This window comes from Rhizobium sp. RCC_161_2 (assembly GCF_041355235.1).
Classification (GTDB): domain Bacteria; phylum Pseudomonadota; class Alphaproteobacteria; order Rhizobiales; family Rhizobiaceae; genus Rhizobium.
The window spans coordinates 85,275-109,223 of record NZ_JBFUPL010000005.1 but is presented as its reverse complement, the minus strand read 5'-3'; the positions used below and the strand labels follow the sequence as shown (position 1 = coordinate 109,223).

Here is a 23,949-nt window from a genome sequence, read left to right as displayed (position 1 = left end):
ACGCTGTTCGTGGTGTGATTGCGCCATAATCGGTATGTTCGACCACAGATGGGATTCACGGAATGACGACAAAGACGACATGCTCCGAATTCGTGCAATTCTTCCGCTCCTGGGTGAGCGACCCCATGCGCGTGGCGGCGATCGCGCCGTCCGGTGAGCGCCTGGCGCGGCTGATGACGCAGGAGATCGAGCCGCTCGATGGTCCGGTCCTCGAGCTCGGCCCCGGCACCGGCGTTTTCACGCGGGCATTGCTGGCGCGTGGCGTCTCCGAATGCGATTTGACCCTGATCGAGTTCGGCGAAGAGTTCGTCGTTCCGCTGCGTGGCCGTTTTCCGCAAGCGCGCGTGGTGCAGATGGATGCGGCCCAGCTCACCCAATGCGGCCTGTTCGCCGATGCGCCATTCGGCGCGGTTGTCAGCGGCCTGCCGCTGCTTTCCATGCCTCCGGCGAAGATCACCGCGATCGTCGGCGGCGCTTTCGCGACGATGAAGCCCGGCGGGTCCTTCTATCAGTTCACCTACGGTCCACGTTGTCCGGTGCCACGCGCGATCCTCGACCGCCTTGGCCTGAAGGCGACACGTGTGGGGGGCACCGTGCGCAACATTCCGCCGGCGGGCGTCTATCGGATATCGCGTGGAAAACCGCTGGAGCTCTCGATTGATGGCTCCGAATATCGTAGCACGAATGAGAATGCCGGAATCGCTGCCTATGCGGCCGACGCCGGCGCGGCCGATGTGGGGCGGCCGGAAGCGGGCGCATAGCGGGGCAGTTCATGGCCGATGTTCAGGAGATCGATGGTGCGGTGAAGGAAGGCCGGCGCGAACGCAAGCGCCGCCAGACGCGTGAGCGCATCGAGGCGGCGGCACTGGCCCTGTTCCTGGAGCGCGGCTTCGACGGCACGACGATCGAGGACATCACCGAGGCCGCCGATGTCTCCAAGCGCAGCTTCTTCGATTATTTTCCGAGCAAGGAAGAGGTGGTCTTCGCCTGGCAGGACAGCTTCGCCGATGAACTGGCGGACGCCATTGCCGCGCAGCCCGAGGATGCATCGATCGCCGAGGTCATCGAAGGTGCTCTCACCTCGCTGCTGCTGACCGCATCGTCCGATCCGCAACGCCTCGCCATCGGCGCCCTGATCCGCGATACGCCGGTCCTCCGCGCTCGCGATCAGTTGAAATATACCAAGCTCGAAAAGAAACTGACGGAGGCGCTCCGTGCCCGGTTCGGGGACAGCGAGGAGGAGCGGCTTCGCCTGCGTCTGCTGTCGGCGATTGTCGTCAGCACATTGCGTATCGGCGGTGAACGCTGGAACGAGGGCGCGCATGAGCTGTCCCTGCAGGAGTTCGCCCAGCATATGTTCGGGGAGCTCTGGGCTACGCTTGCCGATCTCGGCGCACTGGTGCGCCAGCGTGATCCCAATCGCTGATCTCAGGTAAAAGCGCCCGCTGTTTGCGGCAGTTCGACCTGCCGACGCTGGCGCAGGAAATCGATCAGTGCCCTGAGCTTTGCCGGGACGCGGCGGCGGTCAGGGTAATAGAGTGCCAGTCCCGCTAGCGACGGGCTCCAGTCGGAGAGGATGCGCACCAGCCGTCCGTCATCGAGGAAGCGATCGATATAGCCGTTGATCATATAGGCGATGCCGATGCCGTCGAGGGCCGCCTGGGTCAGCGCGGCGGAATCGTTGAGGATCAGCCGGCCATTGACCGCAAGCTCGATTTTCTCGCCGTCCTTCTCGAATTCCCAGCGTTCGATCTGCCCGCTGGAGGAATGGCGGAAGCCGATGCAATTGTGGTGGAGCAGATCACGCGGATGTCTAGGGATGCCGTATCGGCCAAGATAGTCGGGCGATGCGATGATATGGGCAGATATAGCCGGCCCGATCTTCACCGCCACCATGTCGCGCTGCACGAGGTCGCCGAAGCGGATGCCGGCGTCGAACCCTTGGCCGACGATATCGACCAGCGACCCCTCGATGCGTACCTCCAGCTCGATCTCCGGATAGGTGTCGAGGAAATCGCGCAGGATCGGTTGAAGCGCGATCATGTAGCCCGAACGCGCCACGTTGATGCGCAGCAGTCCGGCGGGCTTGTCGACAGCTTCGCCAAGCTCCTGAGCGGCGGCCGTCAAGTCGTGCACGGCGGGAACGACGCGTTCGAGATAGCGCAACCCCGCCTCGGTGAGGCTGACGCTGCGGGTGGTGCGGTTGAAGAGCGCCAGCCGCATCCGGCCTTCGAGTTTGCTGATCGACTGGCTGACCGCCGACGGCGATACGCCGAGCCGTACGGCTGCGGCTGAGAAGCTCTTTTCTTCCGCGACGGTGACGAATGTCACCAGCCCATCCAACATGTCCTGACGCATCCATGCTCTCCGAGCGACGTTTTGCTTCGCCCGAGATTAATCAGTTTTTCTAAAAGGGCCATCTGCGATTGATGAGATTATCGAAACTGTCGTCTCGGCCTATCCTGACTGCCTTCAACAAGGAGACATCATCATGTCCGATACCAAGACGTTCTTTATCACCGGCGTTTCCAGCGGCTTCGGCCGGGCTCTCGCCGAGGCTGCCCTTGCTGACGGGCACACGGTCGTTGGCTCATTGCGCAGTCAAGCGGATATCACTGAATTCGAGGCGTTGAAGCCGGGTTTTGCTTTTGGCAGGCTGCTCGACGTTACCGATACTGCGGCCATCGCTCCGGTCATCGCTGGCGTCGAGAACGGGGTCGGCGCCATCGATGTTCTCGTCAATAACGCCGGCTACGGCCATGAGGGCCTGCTGGAGGAATCGACGATCGATGATTTGCGCCGCCAGTTCGAGGTCAACGTTTTCGGTCCGGTTGCCCTCATTCAGGCCGTACTGCCCTATATGCGCCAGCGCCGCGCCGGCCGCATCCTCAACATCACCTCGATGGGCGGCATTGTCACCTTTCCCGGACTTTCCGTCTATCACGGCAGCAAGTTCGCGTTGGAGGGGATTTCCGAAAGTCTCGGCAAGGAGGTCAAGAGCCTTGGGATCCATGTGACGGCTGTCGAGCCCGGCGGTTTCCGTACCGACTGGGCCGGACGCTCGATGGTGCGGGCTGAGCGCTCGATTTCGGATTACGACGAAATCTTCGAGCCGTGGCGCCAGCGCCGCCTCGAACGCAGCGGCAAACAGCTCGGCGATCCGAAGAAGGCGGCACAAGTTATGCTGCGGCTTATTGCATCGGAAAACCCGCCGACCCATCTTCTGTTAGGCCGCGACGCGATCAGCTTCGTTCGCGAAAAGCTCGGCCTGCTCAAGACCGAGTTCGACGCCTGGGAACAGGTCTCGGCTTCCACGGATTTCGAATAAGTTCAACGATATTATAGGCCAAGTGCAAGGACCAAAAGCATGTCAGATTTGAACGCAGCAAAGTCCGGTCAATTCAAGATCGGCGGCGATCTCACCGTCAATCGTCTCGGTTTCGGCGCCATGCGCGTCACCGGCTACGGTATCTGGGGCGAGCCGGATGATCACGCTGAATCCATCCGCACCCTCAAGCGTCTGCCGGAACTCGGCATCGATTTCATCGATACGGCCGACTCTTACGGCCCCGATGTCTCAGAGCGCCTGATCAAGGAAGCGCTGCATCCCTACGGCAAGCAGCTGGTTGTCGCCACCAAGGGCGGCCTGACGCGGACCGGCCCCGGCGAATGGATCCCTGTGGGGCGTCCCGAGTATCTCATCCAGCAGGCGCATAAGAGCCTGCGCAATCTCGGCGTCGAGCAGATCGACCTCTGGCAGCTTCACCGTATCGATCCCAAGGTGCCGGCGGCCGAACAGTTCGATGCGGTCAAATCGCTATTGGACGCCAAGATCATTCGCCATGCCGGTCTTAGCGAAGTGTCGGTCGCCGATATCGAGGCTGCCTCGAAACACTTCAAGGTGGTGACAGTACAGAACCGCTATAACCTCATCGACCGCACCAGCGAAGACGTGCTCGACTATTGCGAAAAGCACAATATCGGCTTCATCCCGTGGTTCCCGCTGGCATCGGGTGAACTCGCCAAGGAAGGCTCGCTGCTCGACACCATCGCCAAGAAGCACGGCGCTGCCCCGAGCCAGATCGCGCTTGCCTGGGTCCTGAAGCGTAGCCCGGTGATGCTGCCGATCCCCGGCACGTCGAAGGTCAAGCACCTCGAGGAGAATACGGCGGCCGTGAACATCACCCTGTCCGACGAAGAGTTTTCGGCGCTGGATGCCGAAGGCAAGAAGGCGTTCGCGGCCGCTTGAGCTGATATCGCTACCCTTGTGTGCGATTCGACGACGGACGACGCCTGCCGATGGCGCCGTCCGTCGCGAGATGTGTACGGGCTTTGCAATCGCAATCCAAAAAACGGTGGATCGCGATTATGTGAATCATCTCAATCAGTATTTTTCGGCTGTAAAATAGGCAGTCGAGTGCCGGAAGTGTCGGTGGTATGCGGTATTTTAGCTTGGTGTAGACGTAAGTATTGCGTCTCTTGCATTGCTGCATTGCGGAATATGGTCTGTTCAGATCTGCCCGGTGGTTATATCCACTCTCCCGAAGGCAGCGCATCTCCTCCTCCCAGCGCGCCTTCATCGATTGGCAACGCTCCTCCTCCTCCCTGTTGCCAATCCGGATCAAGAGCCCGATGCATCCTCCTCCCGCATCGGGCTCTTTCTATTTCTATCCTCTCCCAACAGCTTCCCCGACAGTCCCGGCGACCGTTGCCTCTTTGCCGCGCTTGCATGAATTAGCACTAGGTCACATGGGGCGGAGCGGCGAAGGCGGCTTGCGCCGTGATCCCTCATGCGTAGAGTGGCGGCCACTTTGGGCTTGCGACGACGAGGTTTGGCGTGATGCAGCGTATGGAAGATGCCGGCCAATGGGGGAGGAAGACGGTCTTCCGGGCTATCGCCGTTGTCGCGACGCTCTCCCTGACAGCCTGCGGGCGGCCGATTGGCGTCATGCAGCCGATTGTGGAAAATGTTCCAGGCACCACCAAAGTCGACGTGATGGTCGCCACCACCCGACTGCCGGACAAGGATCCGGCGATCCTGTTTTCCGGAGAGCGCGGTGCGGGGCTGAAGGTGGATGCCGTCAGCATCTCGATCCCGCCGGAAGCCAATCGCAAGGTCGGCCAGGTGCAGTGGCCGAGTAAACTGCCCGGCAATCCGCTGAAGAATTTCGTCACTACCGCCGTCCAGCCGCTGCCGACCGAGGCCGACGTTCATGCCTGGCTGCGCCCGCATCTGCCGAAGAGCAAACGGGTCCTGATCTTCGTGCACGGCTTCAACAATACCTACGAGGACGCGGTCTACCGCTTTGCGCAGATTGTTCACGATTCCCATGCCGATGTCGCGCCGATCGTTTTCACCTGGCCGTCTCGCGCCAGCATTTTCGATTACGCCTACGACAAGGAAAGCACCAACTATTCCCGCGATGCGCTGGAAGAGATGCTGCACCGCGCCGCTACCGATCCCAGGGTCGGCGATATCACGGTCATGGCCCATTCCATGGGCTCATGGCTTGCCGTGGAAGCTCTCCGACAGATGGCCATCCGCGACGGCCGCGTCGCGCCGAAGATCACCAACGTCATTCTTGCCTCTCCCGACCTCGACGTCGATGTTTTCGGTCAGCAATTCGCGGCCCTCGGCAAGGACAAGCCGCATTTCACCCTGTTCGTCTCGCGTGACGATCGAGCATTGTCGCTGTCGCGTCGTATTTCCGGCAATGTCGATCGCCTCGGGCAGATCGACCCGACTGCCGAACCCTATCGCAGCGAGCTGGAAAAGCAGGGCATCACTGTACTTGATCTCACCAAGCTCAAGACCGGCGATGGGTTGAACCATGGCAAATTCGCCGAGAGCCCGGAAGTGGTGCGGCTGATCGGCGACCGGCTGATTGCGGGCCAGACCATCACCGATTCCGATGTCGGCATTGGCGATGCGGTCGGCGCGGTTGCACTCGGAGCGGCGCAGACGGTCGGCAGCGCGGCGAGCGCTGCCGTCAGTGCACCGATCGCCATCTTCGATCCGCGCACCCGGCGCAATTATGGCGAACAGCTGCGGCGTGTCGGCGCGTCCGCCGGCAATACCGTCGGCTCCGTCGGCGATAGCCTGCAGACGACGGGCAGCAATGTCGGCGAAGCGATCGGCCAATAGCCTCGTCCTTCCACGCCTCTGAAAAACATCATAGCCACCTTCCTCGATCTGATATATCAGAGAGTCGCGCCATAACGCGCATTGCGGTGCTCTGCGGACGGACTTTGGGAATGGACGAAAACAAGCGTACGGTCGTCGTTGTTGGGGCCGGTATCATCGGCGCGGCGATCGCCTTCGAATTGCAGCGGCGCGGCCGGCAGGTGACGCTGATTGACAAGGGCCAGCCGGGTGAGGGTGCCTCTTTCGGCAATATGGCGAGCATCGCGCTCGATTTCGCCGCCGGTTCCGGCCCATCCACCTGGGCGAAAATTCCCCGCTGGCTGCTGGACCCGGAAGGTCCCGTCTGGCTGAGACCGTCCTACGCGCCGAAAATGCTGCCCTGGTTCCTGCGCTTCATCGCTGCCGGTCGTCCATCGCGATGAGAGAGATCGAGGATGCCGGCATGAGCCTGTCACGCCATGCTCTCGGCGATTTCAGGGCGATGCTTGATACGCTCGGCGTGCCGGAGCTAATGACGGAGGAGGGATGTCTCGCCATCTACGAGACCGAATCCGAATTCTCCGGCGATCGTGCCCATATCGAGCTGATGCAGCGTTACGGTCTGGAACACAAAATTCTCTCTGGCGCCGAAATCCGCGATTATGAACCGGCACTATCGTCCGATATCGCCAAAGCGGTGCTGCTGCCGGACAACAAGTCGATCCGCAATCCCTATCAGCTCGTCCTCAAGCTGGTGGAGGCCGCAAAGGCCCTCGGCGCCACCTGTGCTTCCGGCACCGTGCGAACGGTCGAACGACACGCGAAGGGCGCCGTGACGGTGCTTCTCGAAGATGGGCGGCGGCTGGAGGCCAATGATGTCGTGCTTGCTGCCGGCGTCCGCACGCGCTTCATTGCCTCGGCACTTGGCGAGCCGATATCGCTCGAGACCGAGCGCGGCTATCACACGCAGATCATGAAGCCCGGAATCGCCATGCGCTATTCGATCATCTGGCCGCATCGCGCCTTCATGGTGACGCCGACGGCCGGCGGCATCCGCGTCGGCGGCAATGTCGAACTGGCCGGCCTTGATGCGCCCCCGGATTTTCGTCGCCCGCGCATCCTTGTCCGCCACGCCCAGCGGGCGCTGCCCGGCCTGCAGGTGGAAGACGCCAAGGACTGGATGGGCCATCGCCCGGCGCTGCCCGACACGATCCCGATCATTTCGCCGTCATCCCGTGTGTCTGGCGTCTGGTACGCCACCGGCCACGGTCATCTGGGGCTCACCTTTTCGGCGACGACAGCGCGGCTGATGGCCGATATGATGACCGGCATAACGCCCGAGGTTGACATGACCCCGTTCCGTATCAATCGCTACTAGGAGGAAATAAATGTCCGAAACCGAAAAGCCCGTCGCGCTGATCACGGGCGGCGGCCGTGGAATGGGCGAGGCAATCGCTCGCGAACTCGCAGCCGGCGGCTATCGCCTGGCGCTGATGTCGCCCTCGGAAAGCTGCGAAAAATTGGCGGCTGAACTTGGTGGCGTCGCCTCGCGCGGCGTCGCCGAAAAGGCCGAGGATATCCAGGCGATCTTCGACCTGACGATGAAGAGCTATGGCCGCATCGACGCCGTGGTCAACCATACCGGCCATCCGCCGAAGGGCGATCTGCTCGATATCACCGACGAGAACTGGACGCTCGGCTCCGACATGATGATCCTGTCGCTGGTGCGCATGGCGCGGCTGGTGACGCCGGTCATGCAGAAGCAGGGCAAGGGCGCCTTCGTCAACATCACCACCTTCGCGGCTTATGAGCCGACGCTGGTCTTCCCAGTCTCCTGCACCTATCGCGCCGCTGCCGGTGCCTTCACCAAGCTCTATTCGGATCGCTATGCGGCGGACAATATCCGCATGAACTGCATCCTGCCCGGCTATATCGACAGCCTCAACCACAAGCCGGAAACCGCTGACAAGGTACCGATGAAGCGCATCGGCCTGATGAGCGAGATCGCCAAGACGGCGGCCTTCCTGCTCTCCGACGGCGCCGGCTATATCACCGGCCAGAACATCCGCGTCGATGGCGGCGTTACCCGTCACGTCTGATTGGAGTTACCGAGATGAGATGGAAGCGCACGATCCAGTTGCTGGATGTCCATTGTGAGGGTGAAATCGGCAGGGTCGCCATCGGCGGCGTGCCGAAGATCCCCGGCAATACGGTCGCCGAGCAATTGCACTGGCTGAACACCGATCCGAAAGGCGAGGAGCTGCGCCGCTTCCTGGTGCTGGAGCCGCGCGGTGCGCCGATCGGCTCGGTCAACCTGCTGCTGCCGGCGAGGCATCCCGATGCCGACGCCGCCTTCATCATCCTGCAGCCGGATCAGGCGCATGCGAGTTCCGGCTCCAATTCCATCTGCGTGACCACGGCACTGCTCGAATCCGGCATCGTCGAGATGAAGGAGCCGGAAACGGTGGTGACGCTGGAGACCGCCGCCGGCCTGGTGCGCGCGACCGCCACCTGCCACGACGGGCGCTGCGAAAAGGTCCGCCTCACCATGGTGCCATCCTTCGTGCACGAGCTGGATGTCGGGATCGACACGCCGCAATGGGGCAGGATTAAGCTCGATCTCTGCTATGGCGGCATCTTCTATGCGTTGGTCGATGTCGGCCAGATCGGCCTAACGATCGGAAAGGCGAATGCCGCATCCTTGGTGCAGGCCGGCATGGTCCTCAAGGAGCTGATCAACCGCACGATGTTGATCGTCCATCCGGAAATCCCGGCAATCTCCGGCGTCGCCTATGTGATGTTCCGCGATATCGACGCCGATGGCGCGATCCGAACCTGCACGACCATGTGGCCCGGCCGCGCCGACCGCTCGCCCTGCGGCACCGGCAATTCCGCCAATCTGGCGACGCTGCATGCGCGCGGCAAGGCCAGGGTCGGCGATGTCTTCAAATCCCGCTCGATCATTGGCTCGGAATTCGAGGTCGGCCTGCAGGCGGAGACTGAAGTCGCCGGCAAGCCCGCCATCATCCCCACCATCACCGGCAGAGGCTTCACCTTCGGCTTGAGCCAGGTGGCGCTCGATCCGTTCGATCCGATGGCGAATGGCTTTGCGTTGACGGATGTCTGGGGCCCGTTGGCGGGAGAGATCTAAACACTATCCCGGATAAATCACGCCCTTGCGCAAAATGATGTTCCCATAAAGCCGTGGCTCGCTGGTCTGCACCAACGCATGCGTCTGCTTCACCCGCTCATAGAAATCCGCCGGCAGCAGCGGCACGACCTTGATGTCGGGCACATGCCGGGCGCAGACCTCGATCATGTCCGCATGCACCGGATCGATGGCATCGCGGTCCTGCCTGACCGTCGCGCGGAAAATCGCCTGCGGTACGAAATCGTCGATCGGCAGGACGCTGAGTATGGCATCGAGCACGCGGACGACGCCATGGCCGTCGAGGCGGATGAGGCGGCGGGCGTGTTCGAGGCCGGGATAATTGCCGTCGACGAGGGCGATTTCGTCGCCATGGCCCATGGCGCGCAACGTCGCCAACAGCTCGGGGCCCAATAGCGGGTCAATGCCCTTCAGCATGCTCTATCTCCTTGAAGAGGATGTTTTGATCGATGAGGTAGCGCGCGAAGATCGGCAGGCTGGCGCCGCCGATGGCGCGCGCCTGCGGCCCCACCATGCCTTCGATGATTTCGGGCATGACGACGCCCTGCAGGTCGAGTTCGGCGGCTTCCTTGATGGTGGCGCGCACGACCCGTTCGCGCACCCAGTTTGGAAAACCGCCATCGATGACGGCGGCGCTGAAATCGATGACCGAGGCGGCGGCGACGATCGCCTGCGCCAGCGCCTTGGCCGTCTCCTGGATCCAGATCTCCAGGGGTTCGCCGAAATCGATCCAGTTGTCTGCCGAGTACCAGAGCGGCTGCGGATCGAAGCCATGATCCCGCAGCAGATTTTCCAGCACGAAGATCGAGGCGATCTCGAGCAGCTGAAGGGTTTCGCCGTTGCGCCCGCGCACGGGCAGAGGGCCAAGCGCCCCGGCGGTTCCGGTTCGTCCAACGAAGATAGACGAATTCAGAACGATACCGCCGCCGAGAAAGGAGCCGATGAAGAAATAGACGAAATCCGGATAACGCGGACCGACGCCAAAGACGAGTTCCGCCCCGCAGGCGCTGGTGGCGTCGTTCTGCAGATAGACGGGATAGGGCACGCGGGCGGCGATTTCCGCCTGCAGGTCGACGCCGCGCCAGACCTCCATCGCACCATCGGGCGCACCGACCTCCTCCGCCCAGTTCCAGAGCTCGAAGGGCGCCGCGATGCCAAGCCCGGCAAGCCTGCCGCGTTCCTCGGTGCTGAGGCGCGATTCGAGTTCCTGGATGCCCGAGGTGACAAAGGACAGGATGTCCTGCGGCAGCGGATAGGGATAGATCTGATGAAGCTGCATCCGGATCTGCCCGACGAAATCCATCAGCACGAGGTCGGCACTGCGCCGGCCGATCTTGACGCCGAAGGAGAGCACTGCATCCGGATTGAGCCGCATCGGAATGGACGGCTGCCCGACCCGCCCGCGCACCGGCTCGCCGCGTGACAATAGTCCATCCTTCTCCAGCGCCCGCATAATGACGGAGACGGTCTGCGCCGACAGGCCGCTGCGCCGGGCGATGTCGGCTTTCGACAACGCGCCGTGGCGGCGCACGAGCGACAGCACCAGCCGTTCGTTATGCGCGCGGACGCGAACCTGATTCGCACCCCCGCTGGGGTCGAGAATCAAGGGTGATGTCGGCGTTTCCTCAGGGTCTTGCAGGGGAGACATTGGCCCGCTCCTTCCATCATGGCCATGCCCTATTTTTCATCAAAATGCCACAACAGATTAATAATTCAATCGGATTTATTTATTGACAGGGCGAAATCTTTAGGGTCAGATATATCCCGTCGAGGATGTGCGCATGACCTTGGAGGCGGTCCAGCGGGAAGAAATCTAAACGGACATGGCACGTCTTGAAGCCGGACTCAGTGCGAGCCGGAGTGGCCGGGGGATCCCGGTTTTCAAATCTTGGGAGGATTGAATGAAGAAATCTGTTATTTCCGCAGCACTCGCCGCTCTGGCAATCGGCGTGGCGTTTGCTGCCCCAGCCAAGGCCGCCGATGTGTCCGCCTGCCTGATCACCAAAACCGACACCAACCCCTTCTTCGTCAAGATGAAGGAAGGTGCGACGGCCAAGGCCAAGGAACTCGGCGTGACGCTGAAATCCTACGCCGGCAAGATCGACGGTGACAGCGAAAGCCAGGTCGCCGCCATCGAAAGCTGCATCGCCAGCGGTGCCAAGGGTATTCTGATCACCGCTTCCGACACCAAGGGCATCGTTTCCTCGGTCAAGAAGGCACGCGACGCCGGCCTCTTGGTCATCGCGCTCGACACGCCTCTGGAGCCGGCTGACGCTGCCGACGCGACCTTCGCCACCGACAACCTTCTCGCCGGCAAGCTGATCGGCGAATGGGCCAATAAGACGCTCGGCGACAAGGCCAAGGACGCCAAGATCGGCTTCCTCGACCTGACACCGTCGCAGCCTTCCGTCGACGTGCTGCGCGACCAGGGCTTCATGATCGGCTTCGGCATCGACCCGAAGGACCCGAACAAGATCGGCGACGAAACCGATCCGCGCATCGTTGGCCATGACGTTACCAACGGCAACGAGGAAGGTGGCCGCAAGGCCATGGAAAACCTCCTGCAGAAGGATTCCAGCATCAACGTCATCCACACGATCAACGAACCGGCCGCTGTCGGCGCCTATCAGGCTCTGAAGGCCGTCGGCTTGGAAAAGCAGGTTCTGATCGTGTCCGTTGACGGTGGTTGCCCGGGCGTCAAGTCCGTCAAGGAAGGCGTGATCGGCGCTACGTCGCAGCAATATCCGCTGATGATGGCAGCCCTCGGCGTCGAGGCGATCAAGAAGTTCGCCGATACCGGCGAAAAGCCGAAGCCGACTGAAGGCAAGTCCTTCTTCGACACCGGCGTCTCGCTGGTGACCGACAAGCCGGTTTCCGGCCTGAAGTCGATCGACACCAAGGAAGGCACGGCGAAGTGCTGGGGCTAAGCCTCACCTGAATTTGGCATGATCCAGTCCGAAAACTGCTTCACATTTTTCGTTGAAGCAGCCCTACGGTTCGCGGTTATGCCTTCCTGACATCAACGCCGGCCGGACCTCAGATCCGGCCGGTTTCAACACCCGGCGGTTTCCGCGTATAATTCGGCGCGGCAGCGGAGGAATACAATGACCGGAGCACAGGAATTCGAGCGTGTTCTCGACGGCAGCGACAAGAACGTTGCCTCGTTCGAGCACCAGGATGTCTCTCTTCTCAAACGCATGCAGCATTTCTTGCATTCGACGCCGGCCGCCGTGCCGTTGATCGTATTGGTGATGGCGATCATCATCTTTGGCTTTGCCATCGGCGGGCGCTTCTTCTCCGCCTATACCCTGACGTTGATCCTGCAGCAGATCGCCATCGTCGGCATTCTTGCCGCGGCGCAGACGTTGGTGATCCTGACCGCCGGCATCGACCTGTCGATCGGCGTGATCATGGTCATTTCTTCAGTCGTCATGGGCAATGTCGCCGTTACCTACGGCTTGCCGACGCCGGTCGCCATTATTGCCGGCATGGCTGCGGGCGGTATCTGCGGATTGCTCAATGGTTTCCTCGTCGCCAACATGAAGCTGCCGCCGTTCATCGTGACGCTCGGCACCTGGAACATCGTCATGGCGACGAATTTCATCTATTCCGCCAATGAGACCATCCGCGATACCGATGTCGACGAAAAGGCGCCGCTCCTGCATCTCTTCGCATACAGCTTCCGGCTCGGCGGCGCGGTGCTGACGCTGGGCGTCATCGCCATGGTGCTGCTAGTGGTGGGCCTATGGTACATTCTCAATCACACCGCCTGGGGCCGGCATGTCTACGCTGTCGGCGATGATCCGGAAGCGGCAAAGCTGTCGGGCATCCAGACCAAGAAGGTGCTGCTTGCCGTCTATGGCGTCTCGGGCCTGATCGCGGCCTTCGCCGCCTGGGTTTCGATCGGCCGTAATGGCTCGGTCTCGCCGTCTTCGGCGGTGACGGACTTCAATCTTCAGGCAATCACCGCGACCGTGATCGGCGGCATCTCGCTCTTCGGCGGCCGTGGCTCGATCCTCGGCACGCTGTTCGGCGCCATGATCGTCGGCGTCGTCTCCATGGGCCTCAATATGCTCGGAGCCGATCCGCAGTGGAAGGTCCTCCTGACGGGCGTGCTGATCATCGGCGCCGTCGCGATCGATCAATGGATCAGAAAGGTATCGGCATGACCACGACTGGCGAACCCCTTCTCACCGCGCGTGGCCTCGTCAAGCGCTATGGACGTGTTACCGCGCTCGACAACGCCGATTTCGATCTCTATCCCGGCGAAATCCTTGCTGTCATCGGCGATAACGGCGCCGGAAAATCCTCGCTGATCAAGGCGATTTCCGGCGCGGTCACACCCGACGAAGGCGAGATCAAGCTGGAAGGCAAACCGGTCCATTTCCGCTCGCCGATGGAAGCGCGCGAAGCCGGCATCGAAACGGTCTATCAGAACCTGGCGCTGTCGCCGGCTCTCTCGATCGCGGACAACATGTTCCTCGGTCGCGAGATCCGCAAACCCGGCGTCCTCGGCTCCGTGTTCCGCATGCTCGACCGGCCGGCAATGGAAAAGCGCGCCCGCGACAAGCTGACCGAACTTGGCCTGATGACCATCCAGAACATCAACCAGGCGGTGGAAACGCTGTCCGGCGGCCAGCGTCAGGGCGTGGCGGTGGCGCGTGCCGCCGCCTTCGGATCCAAGGTCGTCATCATGGATGAGCCGACGGCAGCTCTCGGCGTCAAGGAAAGCCGCAAGGTGCTGGAGCTGATCCTCGACGTGCGCTCGCGCGGCTTGCCGATCGTGTTGATCTCGCACAATATGCCGCATGTCTTCGAGGTGGCGGATCGCATCCATATCCACCGTCTCGGACGCCGGCTGACCGTGATCGATCCGAAGGAATACACCATGTCCGATGCCGTCGCCTTCATGACCGGCGCCAAGGCGCCGCCGGAGACCGTCGCCGCATGAGTTCCACGCTCGAGGACATCGCCGGCGAGATCATCACGCGCGCCGGCGATACAAGACGGTTCCTGGTGGCCATCGCAGGCCCACCAGGCGCCGGCAAATCGACCTTGGCCGATAAGGTGGCCGAGGCGCTGAGGGCCGAGGGCGAAAGCGCCGAGGTCCTGCCGATGGACGGCTTCCACATGGACAATGCCGTCCTGATCGAGAAGGGCCTGCTGAAGCGCAAGGGCGTGCCGGAAAGCTTCGACGTGCGCGCCTTTCTCGATATCGTCAAGGCGGTGCGCGCGGCTGATCAGGAAGTGCTGGTGCCGGTTTTCGACCGCTCGCGCGAGCTCGCCATCGCCTCGGCCCGCATCGTATCGCCCGATCATCGCTTCATCGTCATCGAAGGCAATTACCTGCTTCTCAGCCAGGGCAAATGGGCGGAGCTGGAGGGCATGTTCGATTATTCGATCATGCTCGCGCCACCCATGGACGTCCTGGAGCAGCGGCTCTGGGACCGCTGGAAGGGCTATGAACTTGACGACGAGGCCGCCCGCGAAAAGGTCTACGGCAACGATCTGCCCAATGGCCGCCTGATCCTGGAGAACCGTCGTCCGGCTGACGCTACCGTCGATATCGTGCAGGGCTGAGCCCCGCTATCATTTCCTCGGCATGGGCGATTGTTTTGCGATGGTGGATGGTGCTATCGAAGCGCCATACCAAAAAGCATGATCCCGAAAAGTGTGAAGCGGTTTTCGGACAAGATCATGCACATATTTCCAGAGGTTCGCGCCCATGCAAAAGCTCACCATCCGCCGCCCCGACGACTGGCACCTGCACCTGCGCGATGGCGCCATGCTAGAAGGCGTGATCGGCGATACCTCAAGGCATTTCGCTCGCGCCATCATCATGCCGAACCTGGTGCCGCCGGTCGTCACCACGGCCGACGCCACGGCCTATCGCGAGCGCATCCTGAAGGCGTTGCCGGCCGGTGATCGCTTCCAGCCGCTGATGACGCTTTACCTCACCGAGCACACCAATCCCGACGATGTCGAAGAGGGCAAGAAGAGCGGCCTCATCACCGCCGTCAAGCTCTATCCGGCGGGTGCGACGACCAACTCCCACGGCGGCGTGCGCAATCTCGATAAGGCAATGCCGACGCTGGAGCGCATGGCGAAGATCGGCCTGCCGCTTTGCGTCCATGGCGAGGTGACGACGCCGGAAGTGGACATTTTCGACCGCGAAGCCGTCTTCATCGAAACCGTGCTCGATCCTCTGCGCCAGCGCCTGCCGGAGCTGAAGGTTACGATGGAACATGTAACGACTTCGGACGGTGTCGACTATATCAAGTCGGCCAAGGCCAATCTCGCTGGCTCGATCACCACGCATCACCTGATCATCAACCGCAACGCCATCCTGGTCGGTGGTATCCGGCCGCATTATTACTGCCTGCCGGTCGCCAAGCGCGAGAGCCACCGCCTGGCGCTGCGCGCGGCCGCGACGAGCGGCGATGCCAGGTTCTTCCTCGGCACCGATTCCGCCCCGCATGTGGATCCGCTGAAGGAATGCGCCTGCGGCTGCGCCGGCATCTACACCTCGATTAACACGATGAGCTGCCTGGCACATGTCTTCGAACAGGACAGTGCGTTGGACAAGCTCGAGGCTTTCGCCTCACTGAACGGCCCGGCCTGGTATGGGCTGGCGCCCAACGAGGAGCGGATCACGCTCATCCGCCGAGTGGAATCGGTGACCTTCCCCGAGAAGATCGAAACCGGAGCAGGTGCGGTTACCGTGTTCGACCCGATGTTCCCGCTGCATTGGGACGTCGAAGGCTAAGCCGTCGCGATCCTCTAAAAAAGCGCCCTGACGAAGGCACAGGACGCCAGCAGCGACGCTGCCGTGCGCAGATGGTTCCATTTCGTCCAATCGCTGAGATAGGTCGCCCATAGCTCGGCTGCTTCAGCCGTGCGGCCATCGACCTTGTCCAGCGCGTCGTTTAGCGGGACATTGAAGACGATCGTCGAGACAAACGTGGTGACGATATAGAGCGCGGCGCCGACAAGCATCAGGATGCTGACACTGCCTCGCCAATGCACGATCGCCATGACGGCGATGAACACCGACAAAGCGAGGGTCAGCAGAAACAAGACCATGAATGGCGAGCGCAGGATCGTCGTGTTGATCGACTGCATGGCGGCGATACCCTGTTCGGCGGGAAGCCGGGCGAAGGCCTGCATGATGAAGGTCGAAAACGCAAAGAAAATACCGGCGATGAGGCTACTGCCGAGCGCAGCCGCGATAAGAGCGATATTCGTGATCGGCACCATGAAGCTCCTCCTCCTCAAAATGTGATGATTCTCTTATACCTGCGACCCACGTTTCGGAGAAGCCGGCGGCGGCGCAGCCGGGGATAAGGCCGCTGCCGAGAACGAACGCGTGCAAATCCCCCGAAGCTTCTGGAAACCGCCGCCGCTAGCTGCTATTGCCGCAGGGACGTCCCAGGAGCCAAGGAGACCCGCATGACCCAGTTGACATTTTCCGACCGCGCCGTGATGGCCGAACTGGTGGCGAAGATGCTTTGGGAGATCAAGGCGGTGCACTTCAGCGCCGATAAGCCCTATAAGCTCGCTTCAGGCATGGCGAGCCCGGTCTATATCGATTGCCGCAAGCTCATTTCCTATCCGCGTGTCCGCTCGACGGTGATGGACTTCGCCGCCAGCCTTATTATGCGCGATGCCGGCTTCGAACAGTTCGATTGTGTCGCCGGTGGCGAAACCGCAGGCATCCCCTTTGCCGCATTCCTCGCCGAACGCCTGAACCTGCCGATGATCTATGTTCGCAAGCAGCCGAAGGGCCATGGCCGCAATTCGCAGATCGAAGGCCATATGCCCGAAGGCGCCCGCGTGCTGGTCATCGAGGACCTGACGACGGCCGGCGGCAGCATGTTCACCTTCATTGACGCGATCCGCGCCGCCGGTGGCATCGTCGATCACGGCATGGCGCTGTTTTACTACGGCATCTTCCCCGAGGCCGAGGCGCGGTTTGAGAACGGCAAGGTCCGGCTGCACCATATCGCCACCTGGCGCAACGTGCTCGCCGTCGCCAGGGAACAGAAGCTGTTCGACGACAAGACGCTCGAGGAAGTGGAAGCTTTCCTCAATGCACCACTCGCCTGGTCCGGCCGCAACGGCGGTGTGGCGGAACTGGCAACAAAGTGACACTTTGCTTTTGCCGTGAATTTATCTAATCGATTTACGGAATTAGACCGATAGACGCGCTCTCCAGGAGGCCGGAATGATATTGTGCTGTGGCGAAGCTTTGATCGACATGCTGCCGCGGGAGACGACGCTGGGTGAAAAGGCCTTTGCGCCCTATGCCGGCGGCGCGATCTTCAACACCGCGATTGCGCTTGGCCGTCTCGGTGTTCCCACAGGGTTCTTCACCGGCATTGCCGACGACATGATGGGCGAGATCCTGCGCGAGACGCTTGGCGCCGCCAAGGTGGACTATAGCTATTGCGCCATCGCTCCCCGCCCGAGCACGATCGCTTTCGTCAAGCTGGTCAATGGCCAGGCGACCTATGCCTTCTACGACGAAGGCTCCGCCGGCCGGATGATCACCGAAGCCGATCTGCCGACACTAGGCGATGATTGCGAGGCCCTGCATTTCGGCGCCATCAGCCTGATCCCCGATCCGTGCGGCGCGACCTACGAGGCGTTGATGAGGCGCGAATATCAAAGCCGGGTGATCTCGCTCGACCCGAACATCCGTCCGGGCTTCATCAAGGACAAGCAGGCGCATCTGGGCCGCATTAGCCGCATGGCCGCCATGTCCGATATCCTGAAATTCTCCGACGAGGACCTGGAATGGTTCGGCATCGCCGGAAACCATGACGAACTCGCCGCTCACTGGCTGAACCAGGGTGCCAAGCTCGTCGTCGTCACCAAGGGTGCCGAGGGGGCGACGGGCTATACCAAGTCGCTGAAGGTCTCGGTCCCGAGCGAACGCGTCACCGTGGTCGACACGGTGGGCGCGGGCGACACCTTCGATGCCGGTATTCTGGCTTCGCTAAAGATGAACGATCTGCTGACCAAGGCGCAGGTGGCTAGCCTCGACGAAAAGGCTCTGCGGGATGCGCTGGCGCTCGGCGCCAAGGCAGCGGCAGTTACGGTTTCCCGTGCTGGGGCCAACCCGCCTTGGGCAAGTGAGATTGGTCTGTAATTTACCCTCCCCTTGAGGGTGAGGGTCGGCACGCAGTGCCGGGGTGGGGTGATCCTTAGTCATTCCGACATGGAGAGCAGTCCTCACCCCCACCCGCCGCTTTGCGGCGACCTCCCCCCTCAAGGGGGAGGTGAGTAAGCTTCTTACTTCTCGAGCTTTGCCAGCGCAGCCACCAGCCCCTGCGTCGAGGAATCGTGGCCGGCGGCGCTTTCCTTGCCTTCGACGACCGGTAGCAGGCCGGTTGCCAGTTCCTTGCCGAGTTCGACGCCCCACTGGTCGAAAGAGTTGATGCGGAAGAGCACGCCTTCGACGAAGACGCGGTGTTCATAGAGCGCGATCAGTCGGCCGAGGGCGAATGGCGTCAGCTTGTCGTAGACGAAGGTGATCGACGGGCGGTTGCCGGTGAAGACGCGGTGCGGCGCGATGAAATCGGCCTTCTTATCGTCCATGCCCTTGGAGGTGAGCTGGGCCTTGGCTTCCTCGAAGGTACGGCCCTTCATCAGCGCTTCCGACTGTGCCAGGCAGTTGGCGATCAGCAGCTCGTGCTGGTGACGCAGGTCCGGTTCGAAACCGTTGGCGGCGATCATGAATTCGGCCGGGATGATGCTCGTGCCCTGGTGGATGAGCTGGTAGAAGGCGTGCTGGCCGTTGGTGCCGGGCTCGCCCCAGACAACCGGGCCGGAATTGCCCTCGACCGGCGTGCCATCGATGGTGACGCCCTTGCCGTTCGATTCCATGTCGAGCTGCTGCAGATAGGCCGGGAAGCGCGACAGGCGTTGGTCGTAGGGCAGGATGGCGCGCGTGGCGTAGCCCAGCACGTTGCGATGGTAGAAGCCGATGAGGCCGAGCAGCATCGGCAGATTTTCTCTGAACGGCGCCTTGCGGAAATGGTTGTCCATCGCATGCGCACCGTCGAGGAACTTGCCGAAGTTCTCCGGACCGACTGCGATCATCAGCGGCAGGCCGATGGCTGACCAGATCGAGTAGCGGCCGCCGACCCAATCCCAGAAGCCGAAGACGCGCGCGCTGTCGATGCCGAAGGCCGCGACCTTGTCGAGCGCGGTCGAAACAGCGGCAAAGTGGTGCTGAACCGCCGCTTCGCCAAGCGCCTTGGCGATGAAGTTGCGCGCCGTCTGGGCGTTGGTCATCGTCTCGATGGTGGTGAAGGTCTTGGACGCGATGATGAACAGCGTCGTTTCCGGCGAGACCAGCTTGAGTATGTCGGCGATATGGGCGCCGTCGATGTTGGAGACGAAGTGCGAACGCGGGCCGTCGTGGAAGGGCGCAAGTGCCAGCGTTGCCATGACCGGGCCGAGATCGGAGCCGCCGATGCCGATGTTGATGACGTCGGTGATCGCCTTGCCGGTGGCGCCCTTCAGAGTGCCGGAGCGGATACCGTCGGCGAATTTGCCCATGGCGGCGAGCACGCCGTTGACATCGGGCATCACGTCCTTGCCATCGACGAGCACCGGGGTGTTGGAGCGGTTACGCAGGGCCGTGTGCAGAACGGCGCGGTTTTCGGTGAAGTTGATGGCAACACCCGAGAACATTTCCTCGCGCTTGGCGGCAACGCCACCCTCGGCTGCAAGCTTTTCGAGCAGCGAAAGGATCTCGTCGTTCACTGCCGTCTTGGAATAGTCCATCAGCAGGTCGTCGAACGAGGCGCTGAAGTGGGAGAAGCGTTTTGGGTCGGCGGCAAAGGCGGCGCGGATATCCGTGGCTTTCGTTGCCGATGCGGTGCTCTTCAGTTGATCGACGAGGGCGTTCATGGGAGGCTCCTTGCGGTTCGCGCCGCTTGCCGTCGGACGAGGGCAGGGCACTTAATGTTTGGTCGCGGAAACTATTCGCTATCTAGGGCGTAAATCAAGTTCACCTATCCGGCAAAACGAAAAAAGCCGCTCGCGGATGAAGGCGAGCGGCTTTCGAAATGACATGGAATTATGTCAGCCACGCAACTCCTTGCGCAGGATCTTGCCGACATTCGATTTCGGCAGTTCGGTGCGGAATTCGATGAAGCGCGGCCGTTTGTAGTTGGTGAGGTTGGCGGCGCAATGGGCTTTTACGTCGGCCTCGGTCAAAGCCGGATCCTTCTTGACGACGAAGAGCTTCACGGCCTCGCCGGAATGCTCGTCCGGCACGCCGACCGCCGCTGCTTCCAGAATGCCCGGATGCATGGCGGCGACTTCCTCGATCTCGTTCGGATAGACGTTGAAGCCTGAAACCAGGATCATGTCCTTCTTGCGGTCGACGATCTTGGTATAGCCGCGTTCATTCATGAAGCCCATGTCACCGCTACGGAAAAAGCCGTCCGGCGTCATCACCCTGGCGGTTTCCGCCGGCTGCTTCCAATAGCCGGCCATGACCTGCGGCCCGCGGATGCAGATTTCGCCGACCTCGCCGAGCGGCAGGGAATTGCCATTCTCGTCGCGAATGTCGAAATCGGTGCCGCTGAGCGGCAGGCCGATCGTGCCGGTGAAGTCCGAACTGTCGAAGCGGTTGGCGCTGGCGACCGGCGAGGTCTCCGAAAGGCCGTAGCCTTCAGTGATCCAGGCGCCCGTCATCTTCTGCCAGCGTTCGGCCACGGGGCGCTGCACCGCCATCCCGCCCGCAAGCGTCCCGGTCTGCGACAGGTCGAGTTTGGAGAATTCCGGATTGTTCATCAGCGCGTTGAACAGCGTATTGAGGCCGGGGAACATGTCGAACTTGTATTTGCCGAGTTCCTTGATGAAGGCCGGAATGTCGCGCGGATTGGCGATCAGCAAATTATGCGCGCCGATCGACACGCCCATCAGCGAATTCACCGTCAGCGCGAAGATATGGTAGAGCGGCAGCGCACAGACGAAGTTCAGCTGTTCGGGCCGTTTTTTGGTGGTGTAGGCAGTGGCCAGCCAGAGCTGCAATTGCAGCTGGTTGGCGAGCAGATTGGCGTGCGTCAGGATTGCGCCCTTGGCCACGCCGGTGGTGCCGCCGGTATATTGCAGGAAGGCGATATCGCTGTGCGTGAGTTCGGCCGGCTTCAGCGACAGTCGTGCGCCTTCGGCAAGCACGGCGGCAAAGCTATGATGGCCGGGGATGGACCAGGCCGGTACCAGCTTCTTCACCTTGCGCACGATGAAATTGACGATATGGCCCTTCAGCCCCAGCATGTCGCCGAGTGCGGTGACGACGACGTGGCGGACATCCGTATGCGTCAGCACCTGCTCGACCGTATGCGCAAAATTTTCCAGGACGAAGATCGCCTTGGCGCCGCAATCGCGCAACTGGTGTTCGAGTTCGCGCGGCGTGTAGAGCGGGTTGACGTTGACGACGACGAAGCCGGCACGGAGGATGCCGTAGACGGCGATTGGGTTCTGCAGCACGTTCGGCATCATGACTGCGACGCGATCGCCCTTTTGCAGGCCGAGGTTCTGCAGCCAGGCACCAATCTTGCGCGTTTGGATGTCGAGTTCTCGATAGGTGATCGACTTGCCCATGCTGGTGAAAACGGGGCGATCGGCATAGCGCGCGCAGCTTTCCTCCAGAAGTTCGGCGAGTGAAGCATGCTCCAGCGGCGGCAAATCGGCCGGCACCATGTCGGGATAGGAGGTGAGCCAAATCTTGTTGACCACCGGTCCATCCGAAGGAGCGGAAACTGAATTCATGCGTACTTCCTCCCTGACGCATCCAACGTCCCACCGTCGGTGAACGGCGGTTTTCTAGCGTGTCACTGTCCGGCTGAAAAGTCTCCCGCTTTTCGCACCGTCACGGCCTTCCTCTCATCCATAGGCTGAGAGCTAGGGCAAAAGTTATACTAACTTTGACGTAAACGTCAACAATCGCGAGACGTTAATCCTTTTTTTGCAATTTTGAAAAAAGGACTGGAACTTTTGCGGGAAGAGCGCGTTAATGGGCCGTGGGCGAAAACCCACCGGAGCATCATGCCGCCTTCACGAAAACGGCGGTGATCGGACGCTCCAGCGTATGTGAAGCGTATCCAAAGGGAGGTGCGCGCATGCATAAAGAGAGTGCCGATACGATGACCCGTGACCTCTATGTCAAGGATATGTCGATGCTGGTCGCCTGCGACCGGGTCGAGGGGTCCAAAGTGTTCGGTTCGGATGGCAAGCAGATCGGTCATATCGAGCGCCTGATGCTGGAAAAAAGCGATGGTCGGATCGCTTTCATCATCCTGAGCTTCGGCGGTTTTTTCGGCATCGGTCAGGAACACTACCGGCTGCCGTGGGAAAAGCTGCGCTTCGATGCTCGCATTGATGGCTATCGCATCAACATGACCAAGAGCGACGTTGAAAAAGCCTGCCGTTTCCTGGGCAAGGACGACATCCTCGCCCATAAGGACAACGGCCATAAGAGCCACGACTATTTCGGCGTGCCGCCCTACTGGATGTAGGCATCGAGATAGTGAACCCGGACAAGCCCTGCTTGCGCGGGTTTTTGGCTTGTCTGGCCCTATTGAAATCGCCCGTGCCTTTGCACCACTTCGATCTTGTAACCATCGGGGTCGGTGACGAAGAAGAACAGGCCAAAGAGTTTTCCATCGCGATTGAGTTCGGTGATCTTGCCGGGATTCAGCCCGAGCGAGGAAAACCGGGCATGTTCGTCCCCGAGCTCTTCGACGGAAACGGCGAGATGGCCGTAGCCCTCGCCAAGCGGGTAGGGTTCGACCCGGCCTTGATTGACCGTCAGCTCTAGCTCGAAGCCGGTCTCGGCGTTGCTGAGATAGATCAGCGTGAACGTCGGGAAGACGATGCGGTCGGCAACCTCGAGCCCGAAGGCCCTGCCGTAGAAATCGACAGAGCGCGCCTCGTCGAGAACACGGATCATCGAATGGATCATCTTGGCCATTGGCACCTCCATGGATCATCTGGATATCGCACCAAAAGCCAATGCCACCCGTCGTCGGCCATGGCAAGCGGTGAGCCCATCGTATATCGTCATTCGAAACGAAACTTCAGGGCTTCTGAATCTCGATCCATCTGCGTAGACTTCCGGGTATCTTGGCAACCGGCCCGACCAGCGGGGGCCGACGGAAGTTCTTGGGGGGGAGGAAATCCATGTACTACGCGATCCTGGCCTATCATGAAGAAGGCGTTGTCCAATCCTGGAGCAAGGAGGAGGATGCGGCACTCATGACCGAACTGTTTGAGATCAATGACCGACTGGTGGCGGAGAAGTCGCTCGGACCGGCCGCCCGTCTCGGTTCGACCCGAGATGCCGTAACCTTGCGGGGGAAGGGAGCGGGAATGGTGATCGATGGCCCATTTGCCGAAACCAAGGAACAGCTGCTCGGATTCTACGTGGTTGATTTTCCAACGCTCGATGCCGCGGTCGCGGCGGCGCGCGATTTGCGCAGCGTCAATCCGACCGCCGTCTATGAAATCAGGCCGATCTCGCTTTATCTGCCCGGAGCGCCGCTGAGTTCGGGAGAGGGCGGTTAACCCCGCCAAGACAAGTCAATTGTAGATTATTACGCGAGCTGATTTTGGTTTGCTTCTTATGATTGAATCT

General features: G+C 61.3%; 23 protein-coding genes and 1 pseudogene. 17 read left to right on the top strand and 7 right to left on the bottom strand.

Annotated features, from left to right (window positions below; all coding sequences use genetic code 11):
• The first annotated feature begins 62 nt into the window (after window positions 1-62).
• A complete protein-coding gene (locus AB6803_RS14960; protein ID WP_371109620.1) occupies window positions 63-761 on the top strand; it encodes a class I SAM-dependent methyltransferase in 699 nt (232 codons plus the stop codon).
• Between the two features lie 11 nt (window positions 762-772).
• Window positions 773-1,426 carry a TetR family transcriptional regulator gene (locus AB6803_RS14955; RefSeq protein ID WP_371109619.1) on the top strand — a complete coding sequence of 218 codons (654 nt, stop codon included), beginning with the start codon at window positions 773-775 and terminating at the stop codon, window positions 1,424-1,426.
• A gap of 2 nt (window positions 1,427-1,428) precedes the next feature.
• Here AB6803_RS14955 and AB6803_RS14950 read toward each other — a convergent pair whose 3' ends face one another.
• Window positions 1,429-2,358 carry a LysR family transcriptional regulator gene (locus tag AB6803_RS14950; protein ID WP_371109618.1) on the bottom strand — a complete coding sequence of 310 codons (930 nt, stop codon included), beginning with the start codon at window positions 2,356-2,358 and terminating at the stop codon, window positions 1,429-1,431.
• Window positions 2,359-2,491: 133 nt separating this feature from the next.
• Between AB6803_RS14950 and AB6803_RS14945 the strand changes: the two genes are divergently transcribed.
• From AB6803_RS14945 to AB6803_RS14920, 6 genes and pseudogenes are all read left to right on the top strand, one after another.
• Window positions 2,492-3,328: an oxidoreductase gene (locus AB6803_RS14945; protein WP_371109617.1), complete on the top strand. Its 837-nt coding sequence runs from the start codon at window positions 2,492-2,494 to the stop codon at window positions 3,326-3,328.
• 39 nt (window positions 3,329-3,367) lie between these two features.
• Window positions 3,368-4,249 (top strand): aldo/keto reductase, encoded by an 882-nt coding sequence (locus AB6803_RS14940; RefSeq protein ID WP_371109616.1) that lies wholly within the window; start codon window positions 3,368-3,370, stop codon window positions 4,247-4,249.
• Between the two features lie 591 nt (window positions 4,250-4,840).
• Window positions 4,841-6,145 carry an alpha/beta hydrolase gene (locus AB6803_RS14935; RefSeq protein ID WP_371109948.1) on the top strand — a complete coding sequence of 435 codons (1,305 nt, stop codon included), beginning with the start codon at window positions 4,841-4,843 and terminating at the stop codon, window positions 6,143-6,145.
• 110 nt (window positions 6,146-6,255) lie between these two features.
• A pseudogene (locus tag AB6803_RS14930) lies at window positions 6,256-7,502 on the top strand (NAD(P)/FAD-dependent oxidoreductase).
• 10 nt (window positions 7,503-7,512) lie between these two features.
• Window positions 7,513-8,223 carry an SDR family oxidoreductase gene (locus AB6803_RS14925; protein ID WP_012650894.1) on the top strand — a complete coding sequence of 237 codons (711 nt, stop codon included), beginning with the start codon at window positions 7,513-7,515 and terminating at the stop codon, window positions 8,221-8,223.
• A gap of 14 nt (window positions 8,224-8,237) precedes the next feature.
• Complete coding sequence (locus tag AB6803_RS14920; protein ID WP_371109615.1) at window positions 8,238-9,275, top strand: 4-hydroxyproline epimerase; 1,038 nt, start codon at window positions 8,238-8,240, stop codon at window positions 9,273-9,275.
• A gap of 3 nt (window positions 9,276-9,278) precedes the next feature.
• Here the strand turns inward: AB6803_RS14920 and AB6803_RS14915 are convergent, their stop codons facing one another.
• Together AB6803_RS14915 and AB6803_RS14910 are read right to left on the bottom strand one after the other, a co-directional pair.
• A complete protein-coding gene (locus AB6803_RS14915) occupies window positions 9,279-9,710 on the bottom strand; it encodes an RbsD/FucU family protein (protein WP_371109614.1) in 432 nt (143 codons plus the stop codon).
• A complete protein-coding gene (locus AB6803_RS14910; protein ID WP_371109613.1) occupies window positions 9,694-10,941 on the bottom strand; it encodes an ROK family transcriptional regulator in 1,248 nt (415 codons plus the stop codon). Before AB6803_RS14910 ends, AB6803_RS14915 begins: the two co-directional genes overlap by 17 nt.
• A gap of 253 nt (window positions 10,942-11,194) precedes the next feature.
• Here AB6803_RS14910 and AB6803_RS14905 point away from each other — a divergent pair, with 253 nt between their 5' ends.
• The 5 genes from AB6803_RS14905 to pyrC all read left to right on the top strand — a co-directional run bounded on the left by AB6803_RS14905 (window position 11,195) and on the right by pyrC (window position 16,059).
• The gene (locus AB6803_RS14905) at window positions 11,195-12,220 is read left to right on the top strand and encodes a sugar ABC transporter substrate-binding protein (RefSeq protein WP_007695513.1); all 1,026 of its coding nucleotides are present in this window, start codon (window positions 11,195-11,197) and stop codon (window positions 12,218-12,220) included.
• 177 nt (window positions 12,221-12,397) lie between these two features.
• The gene (locus AB6803_RS14900; RefSeq protein WP_371109612.1) at window positions 12,398-13,462 is read left to right on the top strand and encodes an ABC transporter permease; all 1,065 of its coding nucleotides are present in this window, start codon (window positions 12,398-12,400) and stop codon (window positions 13,460-13,462) included.
• A complete protein-coding gene (locus AB6803_RS14895) occupies window positions 13,438-14,244 on the top strand; it encodes an ATP-binding cassette domain-containing protein (protein WP_371109611.1) in 807 nt (268 codons plus the stop codon). Before AB6803_RS14900 ends, AB6803_RS14895 begins: the two co-directional genes overlap by 25 nt.
• Window positions 14,241-14,873: a nucleoside triphosphate hydrolase gene (locus tag AB6803_RS14890; protein ID WP_371109610.1), complete on the top strand. Its 633-nt coding sequence runs from the start codon at window positions 14,241-14,243 to the stop codon at window positions 14,871-14,873. Before AB6803_RS14895 ends, AB6803_RS14890 begins: the two co-directional genes overlap by 4 nt.
• A gap of 145 nt (window positions 14,874-15,018) precedes the next feature.
• On the top strand, window positions 15,019-16,059 hold the full coding sequence (pyrC, locus tag AB6803_RS14885) for a dihydroorotase (protein WP_371109609.1): 1,041 nt from the start codon (window positions 15,019-15,021) through the stop codon (window positions 16,057-16,059).
• Window positions 16,060-16,073: 14 nt separating this feature from the next.
• On the opposite strand, the gene AB6803_RS14880 is transcribed toward pyrC, so the two are convergent.
• On the bottom strand, window positions 16,074-16,550 hold the full coding sequence (locus AB6803_RS14880; RefSeq protein WP_371109608.1) for a DUF1772 domain-containing protein: 477 nt from the start codon (window positions 16,548-16,550) through the stop codon (window positions 16,074-16,076).
• A 192-nt stretch (window positions 16,551-16,742) separates the two neighbouring features.
• Here AB6803_RS14880 and AB6803_RS14875 point away from each other — a divergent pair, with 192 nt between their 5' ends.
• Window positions 16,743-17,441 (top strand): orotate phosphoribosyltransferase, encoded by a 699-nt coding sequence (locus AB6803_RS14875; RefSeq protein ID WP_371109607.1) that lies wholly within the window; start codon window positions 16,743-16,745, stop codon window positions 17,439-17,441.
• 76 nt (window positions 17,442-17,517) lie between these two features.
• Entirely contained in the window at window positions 17,518-18,444 is a 927-nt protein-coding gene (locus tag AB6803_RS14870; protein ID WP_371109606.1) for a carbohydrate kinase, read from the top strand.
• 143 nt (window positions 18,445-18,587) lie between these two features.
• Here the strand turns inward: AB6803_RS14870 and pgi are convergent, their stop codons facing one another.
• The gene (gene pgi, locus AB6803_RS14865) at window positions 18,588-20,213 is read right to left on the bottom strand and encodes a glucose-6-phosphate isomerase (RefSeq protein WP_371109605.1); all 1,626 of its coding nucleotides are present in this window, start codon (window positions 20,211-20,213) and stop codon (window positions 18,588-18,590) included.
• A 174-nt stretch (window positions 20,214-20,387) separates the two neighbouring features.
• Complete coding sequence (locus AB6803_RS14860; RefSeq protein WP_371109604.1) at window positions 20,388-22,085, bottom strand: long-chain fatty acid--CoA ligase; 1,698 nt, start codon at window positions 22,083-22,085, stop codon at window positions 20,388-20,390.
• A gap of 350 nt (window positions 22,086-22,435) precedes the next feature.
• Between AB6803_RS14860 and AB6803_RS14855 the strand changes: the two genes are divergently transcribed.
• Window positions 22,436-22,831, top strand: a complete 396-nt coding sequence (locus AB6803_RS14855; RefSeq protein WP_371109603.1) for a PRC-barrel domain-containing protein — start codon at window positions 22,436-22,438, stop codon at window positions 22,829-22,831.
• A 59-nt stretch (window positions 22,832-22,890) separates the two neighbouring features.
• On the opposite strand, the gene AB6803_RS14850 is transcribed toward AB6803_RS14855, so the two are convergent.
• On the bottom strand, window positions 22,891-23,286 hold the full coding sequence (locus AB6803_RS14850; RefSeq protein ID WP_371109602.1) for a VOC family protein: 396 nt from the start codon (window positions 23,284-23,286) through the stop codon (window positions 22,891-22,893).
• Between the two features lie 209 nt (window positions 23,287-23,495).
• On the opposite strand from AB6803_RS14850, the gene AB6803_RS14845 reads away from it, so the two are divergent.
• Window positions 23,496-23,879: a YciI family protein gene (locus tag AB6803_RS14845; protein ID WP_371109601.1), complete on the top strand. Its 384-nt coding sequence runs from the start codon at window positions 23,496-23,498 to the stop codon at window positions 23,877-23,879.
• The last annotated feature ends 70 nt before the right edge of the window (window positions 23,880-23,949 follow it).